Annotated in this window: 15 protein-coding genes; 10 read left to right on the forward strand and 5 right to left on the reverse strand. The window is 45.6% G+C overall.

Annotated elements, in window-relative coordinates:
• Both BLR73_RS01000 and BLR73_RS01005 read left to right on the forward strand, forming a co-directional pair.
• Complete coding sequence (locus BLR73_RS01000) at positions 1 to 2,097, forward strand: UvrD-helicase domain-containing protein (protein ID WP_091858053.1); 2,097 nt, start codon at positions 1 to 3, stop codon at positions 2,095 to 2,097.
• Positions 2,087 to 2,863 (forward strand): phospholipase D-like domain-containing protein, encoded by a 777-nt coding sequence (locus tag BLR73_RS01005; protein ID WP_091858057.1) that lies wholly within the window; start codon positions 2,087 to 2,089, stop codon positions 2,861 to 2,863. The genes BLR73_RS01000 and BLR73_RS01005 overlap by 11 nt, the downstream gene beginning before the upstream one ends.
• 147 nt (positions 2,864 to 3,010) lie before the next feature.
• Here BLR73_RS01005 and BLR73_RS01010 read toward each other — a convergent pair whose 3' ends face one another.
• Complete coding sequence (locus BLR73_RS01010; RefSeq protein ID WP_091858060.1) at positions 3,011 to 3,298, reverse strand: hypothetical protein; 288 nt, start codon at positions 3,296 to 3,298, stop codon at positions 3,011 to 3,013.
• A 180-nt stretch (positions 3,299 to 3,478) separates the two neighbouring features.
• Between BLR73_RS01010 and BLR73_RS01015 the strand changes: the two genes are divergently transcribed.
• The 8 genes from BLR73_RS01015 to BLR73_RS01055 all read left to right on the forward strand — a co-directional run bounded on the left by BLR73_RS01015 (position 3,479) and on the right by BLR73_RS01055 (position 11,777).
• Complete coding sequence (locus tag BLR73_RS01015) at positions 3,479 to 4,375, forward strand: S24 family peptidase (protein WP_091858063.1); 897 nt, start codon at positions 3,479 to 3,481, stop codon at positions 4,373 to 4,375.
• A gap of 255 nt (positions 4,376 to 4,630) precedes the next feature.
• Complete coding sequence (locus tag BLR73_RS01020; protein ID WP_091858067.1) at positions 4,631 to 5,089, forward strand: hypothetical protein; 459 nt, start codon at positions 4,631 to 4,633, stop codon at positions 5,087 to 5,089.
• Between the two features lie 218 nt (positions 5,090 to 5,307).
• A complete protein-coding gene (locus BLR73_RS01030; protein ID WP_091858074.1) occupies positions 5,308 to 5,589 on the forward strand; it encodes a DUF3127 domain-containing protein in 282 nt (93 codons plus the stop codon).
• A 20-nt stretch (positions 5,590 to 5,609) separates the two neighbouring features.
• Positions 5,610 to 5,975 carry a hypothetical protein gene (locus BLR73_RS01035; RefSeq protein ID WP_091858077.1) on the forward strand — a complete coding sequence of 122 codons (366 nt, stop codon included), beginning with the start codon at positions 5,610 to 5,612 and terminating at the stop codon, positions 5,973 to 5,975.
• Positions 5,976 to 6,071: 96 nt separating this feature from the next.
• Complete coding sequence (locus BLR73_RS01040; RefSeq protein ID WP_091860037.1) at positions 6,072 to 6,443, forward strand: hypothetical protein; 372 nt, start codon at positions 6,072 to 6,074, stop codon at positions 6,441 to 6,443.
• Entirely contained in the window at positions 6,440 to 8,803 is a 2,364-nt protein-coding gene (locus BLR73_RS01045) for a hypothetical protein (protein WP_143010853.1), read from the forward strand. The genes BLR73_RS01040 and BLR73_RS01045 overlap by 4 nt, the downstream gene beginning before the upstream one ends.
• A 12-nt stretch (positions 8,804 to 8,815) precedes the next feature.
• Positions 8,816 to 9,265 (forward strand): YcbK family protein, encoded by a 450-nt coding sequence (locus BLR73_RS01050; protein WP_091858080.1) that lies wholly within the window; start codon positions 8,816 to 8,818, stop codon positions 9,263 to 9,265.
• An 82-nt stretch (positions 9,266 to 9,347) separates the two neighbouring features.
• Positions 9,348 to 11,777: an ATP-dependent helicase gene (locus BLR73_RS01055; RefSeq protein WP_091858083.1), complete on the forward strand. Its 2,430-nt coding sequence runs from the start codon at positions 9,348 to 9,350 to the stop codon at positions 11,775 to 11,777.
• A 23-nt stretch (positions 11,778 to 11,800) separates the two neighbouring features.
• Here BLR73_RS01055 and BLR73_RS01060 read toward each other — a convergent pair whose 3' ends face one another.
• From BLR73_RS01060 to recQ, 4 genes are all read right to left on the reverse strand, one after another.
• Positions 11,801 to 11,932, reverse strand: coding sequence for a hypothetical protein (locus tag BLR73_RS01060; protein WP_013065414.1), 132 nt, complete (start codon positions 11,930 to 11,932; stop codon positions 11,801 to 11,803).
• A 6-nt stretch (positions 11,933 to 11,938) separates the two neighbouring features.
• Positions 11,939 to 13,399: a DUF4270 domain-containing protein gene (locus BLR73_RS01065; protein ID WP_033150897.1), complete on the reverse strand. Its 1,461-nt coding sequence runs from the start codon at positions 13,397 to 13,399 to the stop codon at positions 11,939 to 11,941.
• A gap of 27 nt (positions 13,400 to 13,426) precedes the next feature.
• Positions 13,427 to 14,242, reverse strand: a complete 816-nt coding sequence (locus tag BLR73_RS01070) for a glycogen/starch synthase (protein ID WP_074760793.1) — start codon at positions 14,240 to 14,242, stop codon at positions 13,427 to 13,429.
• Positions 14,243 to 14,389: 147 nt separating this feature from the next.
• Positions 14,390 to 16,213, reverse strand: a complete 1,824-nt coding sequence (gene recQ, locus BLR73_RS01075; RefSeq protein ID WP_233456437.1) for a DNA helicase RecQ — start codon at positions 16,211 to 16,213, stop codon at positions 14,390 to 14,392.
• Positions 16,214 to 16,323: the final 110 nt, after the last annotated feature.

Consider the following 16,323-nt stretch of genomic DNA (forward strand, 5'->3'; position numbering starts at 1 on the left):
ATGAGACTATTTTTATCAGAAACATTCTTTGACGCAGTTTTTAAATTGCCAAAAAAGACACAGGACAAGGTGGTAACATTCCAAAAGAAGTTTCGTGAAAACCCTGCATCGCCAGGCATTCATTTGGAACCAATAGCTCAATTTAAGAATTCAACAATGCGCACAGCACGAATTGATGATAACTATCGTGTAATTATCGGAGTATTGGGAGGAAATACGTATTCCCTGTTGTATGTCGCTGACCATGAAGAGGCATATCGATGGGGTATGAGCAAGCGCTTTGTATGGAATGAGCATACACAGGCCTGCCAGCTGATATCCATAGAAGAGAAAGAAGATGATTATACGTCATCAAGTCAGCCTGTAATCGAAAATACTTTTTTTACAGGTGTACCAGAGGAAAAATTGCTGAAGATTGGTATACCACAGGACGCAATAGGAAGAGTAATGTCTATTAAGTCGTTGGATGATCTCGATGCATTGGAGCCAATTCTGCCTATTGACGCGTATGAAAACATCTTCAATATAATGGATGGTACCAACATAGATGATGTTATTAGCAACATAGAAGAAGGTCAGGCTCATGAGAATGAAGACAAATTGCTAAGTGATAATAATAAACGCCGATTTATTGAAATTACAGATGATGATGAACTTCAGCGTATTATCGACCAAGGCATGGATAAATGGCAGATATTCCTTCATCCATCACAGCGAAAGCTTGTTGATGCCGAATATAAGGGTACAATGAAAGTTAGTGGTGGAGCTGGAACAGGAAAGACCATTGCAGCTATTCATCGTCTGAAATACCTATGCCAAAAGGCTGACGCAAAGGTGCTGTTTACTACATACACTAAAACACTTAGGGTAAACTTAGCGGATTCTATTAAAAAACTTGGGGTTCCATCAAATAAGTACACCTTAAACAACATTGATCGTGTTCTATTGGATGTTGCGCAGGCATATAAGATAAAAGATGGTTATAATGTGCTTGATTATAGCGGTGATGAAGAGTCATTGAAGTTATGGCGTGAAGTTCTTGAAACAGAAATTACGGAATTTAACGAACAGTTCCTATACGACGAATACATTGATGTTATCGTATATTATGGGAATAATGATGTTAAAGAGTATATGATGCAACCACGTGTTGGTCGTAACAAGGCATTAAACCGCAAACAGCGCATTGAGATATGGAAACTCGTTGAGAAATATGTAGCTTTGAAACAAGAGCGTAAGGTTGTTGACAGACTGGAGTTGTTTAACGAAACAACGAACTATCTCAACGAGAATAATATCCATCCATACACCAATGTTATAGCTGACGAATTTCAGGATTTCTCAAACCCAGAATTGAAATTCCTTCGTGCATTAGTTGCTGAAGGAGAGAACGATTTGTTCTTAGTTGGAGATCCTATTCAACGTATCTACACGGGCCGTAAAATGAATTTCGGAGCTGCGGGTATTAATGTAAGAGGTATTAGGAGCAAAAAACTTAAAATCAATTACCGTACTACAGAACCTATCAAGAGGGTTGCTGTTGGAGTCATTAAGGGCGTTGATTATGACGATCTTGATGGAGGTAAGGAATCTACAAAAGGATATGTTTCTCTTATACATGATGGAATAGCCCCTCAATACAAAATAGTAAGTGATGCAAATTCAGAAGTTGAACAGGTTATAGAATGGCTTAATGAGTGTATAGACAATGGAATAAAACCTTCTGAGATATGTATTGCTGCACCAAGTATGCAACTATTGAAGGGGGTTCAAACAAGATTGCATCGTGACGGAAAAGAGTATAGAGTCTTAAAAGGGGATCAAAAGCAAGGTAGTACTAATGGTGTTGACTTGTGTACATTCCATTCATTGAAAGGACTCGAATACCGTGTAATCATTCTAACTGATGTAAATGAACGTAATCTGCCTTCTAAAGCTACAGAAGGTTACCCATTCTCTGGAATGGATAATGTTGCTAAAAAGGAGTACTTGTCAGCAAAGCGCTCATTACTTTACGTTGCTATAACGCGAGCACGACAACTTGTATATATGGTCGGATTTGGTGAGCCAACAGATCTTCTTAAGCATGAGATATAACACCAATAATAAATACATAAGTACAAAAGATGCAGTCCGTTTAACTGGGCTTTCGACGCAGGAGGTATACGATCTGATTCACAGCGGTACACTTCCTGCGCGGAAGGCTCCTAAAAGTGGATGGCGTATTATGCCGAAGGACTTGGCTGAATTAGGGCTTATAAAGATGGATTCAGACTCCAACATTGAGAAATTTCAAACGGAGGCTAGTTTCTGCTATGTAGAAGACGAGGAACACTATACCCAGGTCTTTAAACGTATGACAGAAGTAAAGCACAGTTTGAAAATTGCTACGGCAAATCTTAAAAACTTCAACGTTTTTATTGAGGCTGATGGGGGAGTAGAAACGATGCGCTTATGCGACTTCTTCTTATTGCTTGTGGAACGAGGCGTTCACGTTCAGGTGGTGTGTATGAAGCCTTTCGGGTTCTACCTCTATGCAAAGAAAAACTGCCCTCAACTGCTGGAGAATCCTCTTTTCGAGTTGCGTTACAACGATCGCAATCATATGAAGATGTTTGTTTTTGACGATGAGTGTGCATACATTGGTTCAGCTAACATCACTTCTGCTGCTATCGGTAAGCGTGCAAGTGGAAAGAGAAATCATGAGGCAGGAATACTTTTGTCTGGTCCGACAATGATGCAGGCAACGTTAAAACACTTTGAGAAAGTTTGGAATGATCCAGACATCCTTAAATCTAGTTGGAAACGTTTTGCTAAAATGGCAAATGAGTTTAAGGCAAAGATAATGGTTGAGGAAGTATAATCTTTTGAGGAAGTAAATAAAAACCGAGGAGCGAACATCACTGTTGGCTCCTCGTGTACTTACTAATAATATGAATATCAAAAATGTCCTGCGCATCGCTGCGAATAGCGGGGCGCAAATAGACTTGGTTCGCCTGTAAAGAGGGCGTTAATCTATTAATTCTTCAATATGGTTTGATAATACGACCTCGAATAGATGCTCTCCATTGGCATAAACGTCTGGGTCGTTATCACCGAAGGCCTCTGAAATAGCTATGAAGGTGCTTGCACTAACGGCACCTGAAAAAGCAATATGTATGCAATTTCCTCCATCGTCTAAACACACCTCCTTTATTAAGGTGTCGTCCAGACTGTCATTATTCAAAATTTCAGTAACTATGTCACTCACAAATTTCTCTTTACCTATCTGGTAAATCTGTTCTTTAGTTGGTTTCATTTTCTTGTTTTTTAATTTTGTTTTTTAATACCGCCTGCAAAAGTACAACATTTTAGAAAAATAGCAGCATAATCTCATAGAAAAATTTGCTATCTCAGAGAAAAATGTTATCTTTGCGGCTCGATAGGGCGTAATGCCCATTAATATTTTAACTAACTAAAGGTAGAAAGATTACTATAAATGACAAGAGATGAACTTAACCTAATCCTTTCCCAGATGGGGAAGGCTAGATGGAATCCGCGGCTCCTGGATACTTCGACAGGCGAATATTGGGATTACGACAGCAACTTGATGGCGTGCGAGTCGGGGTTGGAACAAAAGCAGTTGCCTAAAGATATCGACATTAGAGAATCGATGTTTATAGAGTTTGAAATGCGCGATGACTCGATGATTGATGCAGGCATAATGCAATTCGATTCGATGAAGGCCAGACTAAATGCGCCAGTAACAGATGGCAAAGTGGTATTGGCGTTCTATGAAGGCCGAACGTATGTTGGTGTTTACTGTAAGGATAAAGATGGTAATGCCTGGGTACTACCTATGAATAAGCGATACCGTAAGATTTATCTAAACGATGATAAAGAAGCAAAGATCGTAGGAAGGGTGCAGGAATTGGAAAGGCGTGAGGTGGAAGTGGATGCTCATGTGTGCAACCGACTGATTGATGAAGCTATGAAAGAGCTGCAGAAACCTAAAGTAATAGAACAAATACATGTATCGTGGGCCATACAGCAAATACAGTCGGCCATCACTACCAATCGCTGGTGGTTCTCGGTGTATAAAGCTATGGTACAGCTTGAAGTACATACCAAAGATGATTATGAAGGATTTAGCGAACGAATTAGGCGTGAAGTGCCTGACCATAAGCATTTGCCTGACCCTATAGAACTAAGCCGACTGGATATACTTAGCTTTAGTAAGCCAATAGCAAAGTGGGATGCACCCATAACCCAGCATAAGCGATTTATGGAATATAAGGAGATTGGACTGGGCATGATAGCCCTGCTTGAAAGCGAGAAAGATGGGGTAGGAGAAATTCTCAGAAAACTCTCAGAAACTCTCAAGAAAAACATCTGATTTTCACAAAAACTCTCAGAGATTTCTAAAACGCTACAAGAAACTCTCAGAAACGCTACGGCGATGGAATTTTACTTCCGTCGCCGTTTTTTTATGCCTAATTTTGCCCTCGGAAATCAGATGATAGTCGTCTGATAATGTTTAAAAAATAAAAAGTATTATTCACGGGAAATTTGTAAGAAACTGGCCGAAGAGCTGGTAAGTGTAGAATCAGAGATTGCAAAGCAATCAATTCTACTAGAGGGCGTTAAGAAGGTGATAGCCGAGAGAAAGACGGGCATCATTCGGGATTTGATTTGGGGAGAAAAATTGCATTTCCCAAGTAAGACTTACTTAGTGACTGATGTGGCGCTAAAAGAAAAGGAAATAGATGAGATTGGTTTCGTCGTAAATGGAACCGTTGCTATTGATCCTGAGAGTGTGGAGAATTCCGACCTGAAATTATCTACGGCTGAAACTAAACTGTTTGCTGAGTATAAGGAGGCTTATGAAAAATATTACGATATGCTGGATATGGAAGAACTCGCAAACATGAAAGAAGTTGCCGAAAAAATGCGTGGTCTGAAAAATAAGCTGGATCTTATCTTACGTAAAAGTTGGGCGTTCAGATTTGTCGACGCGTCAAATGCAAGTTTCTTTGAAAGAACTGACGTAAGAGTGTATCTTGGTGATGGATACAATCCTATGTTAGATGATCTGATAAGAACACGATAAGGATGATAATATGATGGAAAAAAAGGTTAGAATAGAAGGCCGGGTGAAACGGATAGAGTATCTGAGATACCTGGCTGATGTGAGAGCTGAAGAACAGCATGCATGGAATTTGGGTATTCGCATTACTCGTAAGAGTATCGAAGAAATAAGAGCTGAATTCGTAAGAGTTTCAAATTTTGATTCAATTTATATTAACATTTAATTTAACAAAAGTAATTATGAACACAATGATTTTAAGAGTGAAAAAGTGCGGGGTAATGACTACCGTACAGAGTGAGAAAAGTGAGAATGGCGTACTTGACAAGCGTACTCTGGTACTGCAGATGTTGGGTGGCAAGTATGAGGACAGCTTTGTGGTAACAGCCCTGGGCAGTTTGGCCACCATCGAGTGGACCGAAGGAGAGTTGGTTGCCTGTAGCATGAGCTTCAGAACCCGAGAACACAACGGACAGGTGTACATGGACGTTATTGCGAACGAAATCCAAAAGATTAAACATTAAACATTGAACCTTTAGAAAGTATGGCAAAGAAATTGTCATTGGAAGAGGTTGAACAGTTTGTAAAAGACACACTGGAGAACCCTGAGAACATCATAAAGATGATTCAGAAACATGGTAAAGATGCACTATCTTACATAGAGCATGGGCAGTTACATTTGGATTATGACAATAGAAATTATTCTTCTTGGAATGACGATATACTGCAGCTGTTTCCGCTAAAGTATCCGGTCGTAATCACTAGTTGGAAGGGTACTATTGCAGCCCATTTCCAAGACTGGAATGTGACTTTTGACAATATTGGTACTCGCGCCATTATTGAACAGATTGTTGCAAAATACTTGGATGACGAAAAGGCTTTAGAAATGATATGTGCATCTAATAAGTAAATAGTAAGAATTTTGAGTTGAGGTGAGGAGGATATTCTCGAGTAAATGGCCAAGGAATCCGAAACTTCTTCTCGCTTTAAAAACTCAAAAAACAAAATGAAAACAAATAACAAATTAAACAAGACCGTAACTGTTAACGGTATGATGGCCGTTACAAAGAGTGATTTAGAAATGGATTATGTGCAGTTCCTGCCAGATAATCCGAGTATAGGACAAGTGGAGGCTTTTCGTGGTCGTGGATTAGGTCAATTGTTGACCAACGGATCATTTGAGTTTACTCGTACCAAGCGATTACGCCATAAGCCTGAATTTAAAGGGGATTACGCCAGTTTGTCGTTTGGTGCAGATGGCAACGATCGCGTAACATTTGTGGTACCTAACGAACTGCGCGCCCAGTTACCCACCATCCTACGAAAGGGTATTTGCCCAATCATTAAACACCTGCAAAAGAAAGGATTTAGTAAATGATTTACCGCATAGTAAATAAGGGTAAGAAGTTTGCTTATCTGGTAAAGAATCGTGAAGATTTCTTGGCGCTCAGAAACACCAAAGAGAATCTGGAGAACTTAGCCAAAGCTCGCAAAGGCGATGAGAAAGCTAAGGCCCAATTGGTGCAGTTTGCTTATAACATTGGTGTGCTAAAAAGTTCGGCTTTAGCTGGTTGCAAGAGCATTGGTAGCTACTTTTTTCACGATGTGGATTGCTACGATGCCGACCAAAGTGCGGCAATGGCACAGCAGATACTGGCCAAGAAAGATGAGATAGGCTTGATGATGCTGGAGAAAAGTGCGAGTGGGGGATACCATCTGGTTTGTAAGCGCCAGCCTGGTACTACTATTCTCGAGAATCAAGTGCGCATTGCGACCATTCTGCAGATTGAAATGGATACAAATGTGCATGATTTGCAAAGGGTGGTCTATTCGACAAGTGGTGATGAAAAAGATTTGCTTTTTCTCAGCGATGAGCTGTTTGATGAACCGATGACGGTTGAGGAGTGCGAGGCGGAATATGCACGTTTGAAAGAGCGCGAGCGTAAAGGTGAAGAGCAGGTGCCAGCTGGGGCTAAAAAGGCGAGGAAGCATTATAAGCCTTGGGAAGATGATTTAGCAACGGATGATGGCCGCGAGAATAGCCGCGAGAGCCGTGACGAGGGACAGGGCCCAGTCACATCCTGCGACAGGGACCAGTCCCTGGTCACAGCATTGCAAAATAAACCAATTGATGAGCGGGTGAGGTTTGTGATGGAGGCGGTGCTGAAGGCGAAGGGGCTGGAGAAATCGGACTTTACGGATATTGGCGGTAGGCATAATGCGGTGAAGATATTCCTGAGTGGCTGTAACCAGTTATTAAGTAAGGAGGAGGCAAACGGAGCTTTGGCGGAACTGATGCCTGAACATTGGGCCGATGCGAATGTACAGAAATGCCTGAGTGATTTTTATGCCAAGTATTACAATCCTGAACGAAAACTGAATAAGGATGAAGAGGCAATATTTACGAAGAGTAGGAGACTGGGGGATGATAAAGAATCAGAAGTGAGTGATCGTTCTGCTCCTATTCCTCCTGAGATGCCGGCAAAACTGCCAAAACTGATTAAACTACTTACCAAGAATACCCCCAACCAATACAAAGCTGCGGTGGCGCATGCGGTGTTTCCATCGCTTGGCACACACTTGAAAGAGGTGGAGTTTGAGTACACCGATTACGTGAAGCATGAGGCCACGCTGATGAACTGCTTGATGGCACATACGGGTGCAGGTAAAGGCTGTATAGACGAGCCCATTCGCCACATTATGGCCGATATTAAAGCCCGTGATGCGGAGAACACCCGAAGAGAGGCCGAGTGGAAAAAGGATTGCCAGAAGAAGGGTGCCAATAAGGATAAACAGGTTCGACCCGAAGGACTGGTGATACAAGAGATTGATCCTGATATGACCAAGCCCGCATTGGTTACCCGTATGGACGAAGCCGAGGGCCACTTTGTATATGTAAAGCTGAACGAGATTGACTTGTTTGAGCAGCTGAAGGGACAGACTGGCAAGCAGCATTTCCAGCTGATGTGTTTGGCTTTCGACCCAGGTGCTGAGTTCGGTCAAACACGTATCGGAACCCAGAGTGTTACAGCAAGACCTAAGTGTAGATTCAACTGGAACGCCTGTACTACCATCCAAAAAGGTCGTCGCTTCTTCAGTCGAGTACTTACCGATGGTCCTATCAGCCGAATCAATTTCTGTACCATCCCAGAGATGGAGATTGGTGCTGAGCAGCCCATCTACGGCAAGTACGACGAGGCGTTTGATGCTGAACTGAAAACGTATATCGACAACCTTGTGTCGGCTCATGGTGTGGTGGATTGTCCGCAGGCATTCAAACTGGCTAAAAAGCTACAGGAGGAGTGCGCAGAATTTGCCCGATTGTCGCAGGATGAAACGTATTGGAACCTTTCGCATCGTGCCATTGTGATAGCCTGGTTAAAGGCATGTGTGCTGTATGTGGCCAATGGCTACCAATGGGAAAAGACGATTGAAGATTTTGTCCGTTGGAGCCTGCAGTACGATCTGTGGTGCAAGATGCAGTTCTTTGGTGAAGATATTGAAAAAGCCAACCAAGAAGGCGAGCGCATAGGAACCCGTGGTCCTCGTAACCTGCTTGAGCTGCTGCCAGATGAGTTTACCATTGACGATGCAAAGCGCATGCGCCAAAAGCAAGGCATGGATGCAAGTAGGGCCATCAAAATGATAAGAATCTGGAAAAGTAGAAAGTATGTGTTTCAGATTTCAGTTTTGTTAAGAGCGAAAAATACAAAGGAAAATGTAATAATTAAAAAATGAGAAAATGTAAAAATGGAAATAGTACAATTAAATAGTAAAGCAAACCTCTCCGAGCATTTTGTGCTCGGGGAGTTCACAAGGAGCAAGTATCCTGAGGTGTATAATATCCCTAGTCATGAGGCGATAGCGAATATGAAGCGATTGTGTGTTTGGCTTGAAGTATTGCGTGATAAGGTTGGGCATCCAATAGTGATTAATTCAGGTTATCGATCGCCACAGTTAAATCGTAAGGTTGGTGGAGCACCCACCAGTAATCACTTAACGGGTTGTGCGGTAGATATACGCACATCGGGATTTGAACAAGCTATAGAATATACAGCCATATTAATAGCCTACGCTACAGAAAGTGATCAGGAGTTTGATGAACTGCTGATAGAGAAGAATCGCTATGGTGCCGTTTGGGTACACTTTGCGGTGAGGCCGAAAGATAACCGACATAAGGTAAGTTTTATAAATGCGTAAAATCGAGCCGGGAGCATAAAAAAGATTGAAAATCTTTTGTTCTGCTCTCGACTTTTTCGTATCTTTGCAGGAAAAATTCAGAATGAACATCGATATACTACGCGAACTAAATGACAGTCAGCGCGTTGCAGTGGAGTACTGCGACGGCGCAAGTCTGGTGATTGCTGGTGCAGGATCGGGTAAAACACGTGTGCTGACGTATAAGATTGCCTGGCTACTGGAACAGGGGATGAAGCCCTGGCAGATACTGGCGCTGACATTTACCAACAAGGCGGCACGCGAGATGAAGGACCGTATAGGACGGCTGGTAGGCGAGGAGCAGGCTCGCTACCTGCAGATGGGCACCTTCCACAGTGTGTTTGCACGCATACTGAGGGCCGAAGCGGATAAGATAGGTTACAACGCGAACTTTACGATTTATGACCAAACGGATGCACGATCGCTGGTGAAGACCATCATTAAAGAGATGGGACTAGATGACAAGGTGTACAAGCCATCGTCGGTGGCCGACCGTATATCGCTGGCCAAAAACCACTTACTGTTGCCGCAGGCGTACCAACAGAGTGCCTGGGCTGCGGATGATGCCACACAGAAGCGCCCGCAGGTGGCCAATATATATATAAGGTATGCGGAGCGTTGCCGACAGGCGAATGCGATGGACTTTGACGACCTGCTGGTGCAGACATGGGTGCTGTTTGAGAAGAACGAGGAGGTAAGACAGAAATACGTAGAGAAATTCGGGTTTGTGCTGGTGGATGAGTATCAGGACACGAACTACGCGCAGCAATCGATTGTGTATCAGCTTACCAAGGAGCGACAGAAGGTGTGCGTGGTGGGCGATGATGCGCAGAGTATCTACAGCTTTCGTGGTGCCAACATTGATAACATCCTGAATTTCCAAAGCCAGTATAACAATGCCAAGCTGTTTAAGCTGGAGCAGAACTACCGATCGACACAGCTGATAGTACAGGCGGCGAACTCGCTGATACGACGCAACGAGCGACAGATACCGAAGAACGTGTTCTCGAAAAACGAGCATGGAGAAAAACTGCAGCTGAAGCCTGCCTACAGCGACCGTGAGGAGGCACTGATAGTGACACAGGACATTAAGAAGCTGAAACGACAGGACAACTGCAACTGGAGCGACTTTGCGATACTGTACCGCACTAACTCGCAAAGCCGAAGCTTTGAGGAGCAGATGCGCAAGGACGGCATACCATACCGCATTTACGGCGGACTGAGCTTTTACCAGCGTAAGGAAATAAAGGATGTGATAGCCTACTTCCGCCTGATAGCGAACCCGGATGATGAGGAGGCCTTTAAGCGCATTATCAACTACCCGGCGCGCGGCATTGGCGACACCACGGTGGGCAAAATCATACAAACGGCGCAGGCTTACGGGGTAAGTTTGTGGCGGGTAATAAAGGACCCAGTGCTGTTCCCGATGGACGTGAGCAAGGGCACGATGACGAAGATACAGAACTTCCGCCAGCTGATAGAGGGCTGGATAGAGCGCCTGCAAACGGAGGATGCCTACACGCTGGGCCACGATATCATTATGAACTCGGGCATCAGCAAGGACATCTACAGCGGACGCAACCCTGAGGACATATCGCGACAGGAGAACCTGGAGGAGTTCTTAGGTGGTATGCAGGACTTTGTGGAGAGTCGACGCGAGGAGGATATGGGCGACGAGGTGTATCTGCCTGATTTCCTGCAGGAGGTGGCACTGCTGACGGATCTGGACAGCGACGATGGCGACAGCAACGATAAGGTGGTGCTGATGACGGTACACGCTGCCAAGGGACTGGAGTTCCCAACGGTGTTTGTGGTGGGACTGGAGGAAAACATCTTCCCAAGTCCGATGTGTACCAATTCGATGCGCGAACTGGAGGAGGAGCGACGCCTGCTGTACGTGGCGATTACACGAGCCGAGAAGCACTGTATATTGACCTGTGCACAGAACCGATTCCGCTACGGACGTATGGAGTACGACACACCATCGCGCTTTATACGTGATATCGACCCAGAACTGCTGCAGGTACACAGCGAAGCGGGTGGGGCAGGCAGCTTTGGTGCGCCCCAGCGTAAGGCTTACAACCGCTACGATGGCGGGGCTTACGGCACTGGAACCACAGGTGGTTACAGCCGTAGCAGCAGATATGAGAGCGAGGGCCCGGAGTGGATGCAGAACCCACGCCCGGTGGCCACGCAGTTTAAGGCCGACCCGAAGCCGAGAGCGGTGGCTCCACGACAGCCAGAAAAGCCCGTGAACCCGTTTGGTGCCAACTTTAAGCGTGTGTATAACGCAGTGGCACCACGACCCATGGCGAGCGACCCGAGTACGAGCGACCTGCGCGAGGGGGCACGTATAGAGCACATGCGCTTTGGTGTGGGTACGGTGGTACGTATAGAGGGTACGGGTGAGAACACCAAGGCAACGGTAGAATTTACCAATGCGGGTACCAAGCAGCTGCTGCTGAAATTTGCTAAGTTCAAGGTGATAGGTTAAGGCCTACGCCAGGCATAAAAAAATTAGAGCGACTCGTCATCGGGTCGCTCTATTTGTCTTTTACCGGCTTTCGGCAGATGCTTCTTCTTACGGATCCAAGCCGCCTTGCGGGCTTCGTAATCCTCGTGATGCTTCTCTAAAAATCCGTCGGCCATATCTGTTTACTGCTTAAATTTGGCATAGATTACCTTTACCTCGATAGGCGAGTTAGCGCCACCTACAAGCTTGGTACTTGAGAGTCCGAGCTGGTTGTGAACATCCGAGATAACTGTGGTGCTATAACCGTAGCTATCGTAAGATGTCTTGCTGGTGGTAGCAACTGGTACCAGTACCACCTTGTTCCAATCGGGGTGCTTGGCCTCCCAGGCAGCATCGCTCTTCAGGCCCTCGGCCTTCTGGCGTGCCATCTGTGTAATCAGGTTACCAATATTACTAAAGGTGTAAGCATTGGAGCTGAGTGTGGCCATAAATGATGTGGTGTAATCGTACATGGTCTTATTCTCGAAGAACGAGTACAGGCTATCCTTCTGCACCATCAGAATATTCTGTGGGGTGCCGATGGGGTACTTGGTGTTCTGTACGCCGCTGTTCTCACGTTCGAAAGTAACGCTTACCGACAGCAGTGAGTCGTTAGCATGAGCCAGCGAGATATCGTCAACAGGCAGTGTTACCTCGGTAAAGATGCCAGCAGGCGACTTGAGGTAAGTGCAGCTGTTGTCGGCTACCAGGCGGTTAAGCGCAGCCTTATCATTCTCGATATGTGAAGTCTGCAATACCTCGGGAGTCGACGACAGATAGATAGAGGCTGTGTAAGTAGAATCTTCCTCCTTATAGCGGAACTGCGAAACCAGGTCGATCTGACTGATATTAGCCATCACGCCCAGACCATCCGACACCTCGAAGTTGAAGCCAGGAACCAATGTGTGGATAAAGGTGTAGGCATTCTTGAACTTCTCAGGATTAGAATAATACTGGCGCATGAGATAGGTGCCAAAGTTATTATAGGTATTGCCGTCCTTATCGGTATAAGGATCGTTGAGCGAAATGCTTGCAAACTCGGCGTAACCTGATGTGCTGCGAAGACTATCGGAGAAGTGCAGGTTTGAGAGTGCGAACGACGAACTCTTGTTGATGCCATCCTTACGTACATAGCCCTCGACAACGGGGTCGAAATTGCTGTAGTACGAACCATCCTCGACGGGCACAGCCAGCTCCTTAACCTTTACCTTGAGTGGTGTGAGCGAGTCGCCATAGCACTTGCTACGGTCGAAGATGAGCCAGATTTCGCACGAGTCGGCAGCGATATCACCATCGCTCTCGCCAAGAATGGTGCTCTTATCGGGCAGTGAAAAGCCTTCGAGCATATTAAACTGAGCCATAAACTCGTTCTTTACGTACGAGTTAGTCTCAGGATCCTTTACCTTTCCGAAATAGCAATCAAAGGTTTTTGAGTAAACCGAATCGGCCATGATGGAACGTGATGTAGCCTGGTACACACCAGTAGAGAACACCATCTTATCGCTCTCGTTGGTAATCGACGAGCCGATAGTTTCGGTATCCTCGCTACAAGATGCCATCGCCATTGCGGTGATTGCAATCGCTGTAAACAATCTAAGTTTCATGTATCGTTGTTTTGGACTTTATTTCTCTTACTTGGCCTCGTCGGCATACAGCGACTCATAGAATGCCTCGTAGGCATCGCCAAAGTCCTCCTGATAACCGAGCAGTGGCTTGTTCTTGGCTGCTGCATAATCGCTAAGCACCTTGCTTGCATCGGGCACAGCCTGGATAACACCATCGCTATAGTCGATTGCCAACTTACCTAACTCGTCGAAGTCGAATGTATCCTTATAATCGGTAAGCAACTCGGGCTTGGCATCGCGGAACTCCATGAACTGCTTGAAATCAGAACCGAAATCCTTCTCGATGCTCTTATTGTAAAGCGAGGTTACAACCTTGGTCTCGGCAAACGAAGGCTCGTCGCGATAGGCGGTCTTTACATAGAAAGGCACTACGCCAGCCATCCAACCCTGACAGTGAATGATATCGGGCACCCAGCGCAGCTTCTTAACGGTTTCGAGTACACCACGTGCGAAGAAAATAGCACGCTCGCCATTATCGTCGTACTCTACACCTTGCTCGTCGCGCTCTATCAGACGCTTACCAAAGTAATCGTCGTTATCGATGAAATACACCTGCACACGAGCAGACTGGATTGAGGCAACCTTGATGATAAGAGGGTGATCGGTGTCGTTAATGATAAGGTTCATACCCGAAAGTCGGATGACTTCGTGTAACTGACCACGACGCTCATTAATATTACCCCACTTTGGCATGAAGGTACGAATCTCGTGACTGCGTTCCTGCATAACCTTTGGAAGGTTCTTTCCCATGAGTGACAATGCATTGTCGGGGACGTAAGGAGTGATCTCCTGATTGATAAATAGTATCTTCTTTTTAGCCATCTTTGGATGATTTTACCATGCAAAGGTACTAATATTTTTGCACAAAAATGCGAATTTGTGCTCGTTTTTAGCAAAAATTAGGCACTTTATGCCCCTTTTTTTAGTTTCTTTGTTGCTTTTATTATAAATAAGGTGTAAAAAACGCCCTTAAACGTACTTTTGAATGAGTGATACAAAACGTTCGCCATACTTGCCTTTTTTGTGCTCGCCGATGCCCTGGATGTTGCCAAACTGAGCCAGCGAGGTGGGCTTGATGGTGGCCAATGAATGGAGCACCTTATCGCTGAAAACGATGTATGGAGGGAAGCCTTCTTCTTCGGCACACTGCTTGCGCAGCTGACGGAGGGCTTCGAACAGTTTGGGATCCTCGATACCGGTGGTTGGGGGCAATCCGGGGATGGTGATGGTGGGTATCTCCAAACGCAACTTGGGTTTCTTCTTAGGTGCCTCCTTGGCGCTATGATCTACCACACACAGCTGGGCGGTTTTTCGACCGTAAAGCACATCGTCGCCAATGGCGGTTACCTTTACCTTGTTGCCATCGTTATAGGCTATCTCGATAAAGCCCATCTGCAGCATCTGCAACAGATAGTCCTGCCAGTCGGTCAGGCTCAGGTCATGTCCCACACCAAAGGTTTTCAGGCGGTCGAACCCCTGGCGCATCACAGCAGGCGAGCGCATACCTTTCAGAATCTCGATGATGGTTGAAATGCGGATATCCTCGTTGGCACGTTTGGCGGCGCTCAGGGCCATCTGCACGTAGCGGGTGCCGTCAAAGCGCTGGGGTGGGTTGTCGCACACGTCGCAGTTGCCGCAGTCGTGGTCGGTCTGCTCACTAAAATAGTTCAACAGTATGCGGCGGCGGCACACGTTGGATTCGGCATACTCCTGCATGCGTTTCAGCTTGTCCATATTCATATCCTGCTGACCACTCTGACGGGCAAACTCAGTAAGCTGGATGATATCGGCCAGCGAGTAGAACAGCACGGTATCGGCGGGGGCACCATCGCGACCGGCACGACCAATCTCCTGATAAAAACTCTCGATGCTTTTGGGCATGTTGTAATGGATTACCCAGCGCACGTTGCTCTTATCGATACCCATACCAAAGGCGATGGTGGCGCATACCACCAGCAGCTGATCGTTCTTGAACTGCTCTTGCGTCTGACTGCGCTCTAACGACGACAAACCGGCATGATAGGCAGCGGCGTTGATACCTTTTTTACGCAGGTCGGCAGCTACCTTCTCGGTGGTTTTACGACTGAGACAGTAGATGATGCCTGCATCGTTGGGGCGCGCCTTGATGAAGTTGAGAATAAAGTGCATTTTCTCGGCCGATTTGTAGCCTCTTTTTACCGACAAACTAAGGTTGGGGCGATCGAAGCTTGACACAAACTCGCGCGCGTTCCTTAGTTTAAGTTGCGTAAGAATATCTTGGCGGGTAATCTTATCGGCGGTGGCCGTTAATGCCATCATGGGCACATTGGGAAATTTTTCGCGTAGCACACCCAACTGGGTATATTCGGGACGGAAATCATGACCCCACTGACTGATGCAGTGGGCCTCGTCGATGGCAAAGAGCGATATCTGCAGATGCTGCATAAAATAATCCATCTCGGCCAGCAGTTTCTCGGGTGATATATACAGCAGTTTTATCTGTCCGGCTAAGCATTTGCGACGAATCACGGTATCCAGCGTGGGGTCGTTTCCACTGTTCAGGGCTTCGGCCTCGATACCATTCGAACGCAGCGTCTCGACCTGATCCTTCATCAAGCTGATGAGCGGCGAGATAACGATGGTGATGCCAGGCAGCGCCAAAGCGGGAATCTGATAGCAAATACTTTTACCTCCACCCGTAGGCATGAGCACCAACGCATCATTGCCCGCAATCACGTGGCGGACGATTTCTTCTTGGTTCTGACGGAAAGAAGAATAGCCGAAATATTGTCGTAAAATGCCAAAAATATCCATATTTTTTCAATTTTTCGGCAAAGGTAATACTTTTTTTGCAAATTTTCGGTATTTGTCTTTGTTAAATGAAAAAAAGTTTTTATCTTTGCACATCGTTAAAAATAAAGGTC

Source organism: Prevotella sp. khp1 (assembly GCF_900102205.1).
In the GTDB taxonomy this organism is placed as follows: Bacteria; Bacteroidota; Bacteroidia; order Bacteroidales; family Bacteroidaceae; genus Prevotella; species Prevotella ruminicola.

Bases quoted from the DNA above. Each gene is read 5' to 3' on its own strand.
- BLR73_RS01000 (WP_091858053.1), top strand. From the start codon at position 1: ATGAGACTATTTTTATCAGAAACATTCTTTGACGCAGTTTTTAAATTG.
- BLR73_RS01005 (WP_091858057.1), top strand. From the start codon at position 2,087: ATGAGATATAACACCAATAATAAATACATAAGTACAAAAGATGCAGTC.
- BLR73_RS01010 (WP_091858060.1), bottom strand. From the start codon at position 3,298: ATGAAACCAACTAAAGAACAGATTTACCAGATAGGTAAAGAGAAATTT.
- BLR73_RS01015 (WP_091858063.1), top strand. From the start codon at position 3,479: ATGACAAGAGATGAACTTAACCTAATCCTTTCCCAGATGGGGAAGGCT.
- BLR73_RS01030 (WP_091858074.1), top strand. From the start codon at position 5,308: ATGAACACAATGATTTTAAGAGTGAAAAAGTGCGGGGTAATGACTACC.
- BLR73_RS01035 (WP_091858077.1), top strand. From the start codon at position 5,610: ATGGCAAAGAAATTGTCATTGGAAGAGGTTGAACAGTTTGTAAAAGAC.
- BLR73_RS01040 (WP_091860037.1), top strand. From the start codon at position 6,072: ATGAAAACAAATAACAAATTAAACAAGACCGTAACTGTTAACGGTATG.
- BLR73_RS01045 (WP_143010853.1), top strand. From the start codon at position 6,440: ATGATTTACCGCATAGTAAATAAGGGTAAGAAGTTTGCTTATCTGGTA.
- BLR73_RS01050 (WP_091858080.1), top strand. From the start codon at position 8,816: ATGGAAATAGTACAATTAAATAGTAAAGCAAACCTCTCCGAGCATTTT.
- BLR73_RS01055 (WP_091858083.1), top strand. From the start codon at position 9,348: ATGAACATCGATATACTACGCGAACTAAATGACAGTCAGCGCGTTGCA.
- BLR73_RS01060 (WP_013065414.1), bottom strand. From the start codon at position 11,932: ATGGCCGACGGATTTTTAGAGAAGCATCACGAGGATTACGAAGCCCGC.
- BLR73_RS01065 (WP_033150897.1), bottom strand. From the start codon at position 13,399: ATGAAACTTAGATTGTTTACAGCGATTGCAATCACCGCAATGGCGATG.
- BLR73_RS01070 (WP_074760793.1), bottom strand. From the start codon at position 14,242: ATGGCTAAAAAGAAGATACTATTTATCAATCAGGAGATCACTCCTTAC.
- recQ (WP_233456437.1), bottom strand. From the start codon at position 16,213: ATGGATATTTTTGGCATTTTACGACAATATTTCGGCTATTCTTCTTTC.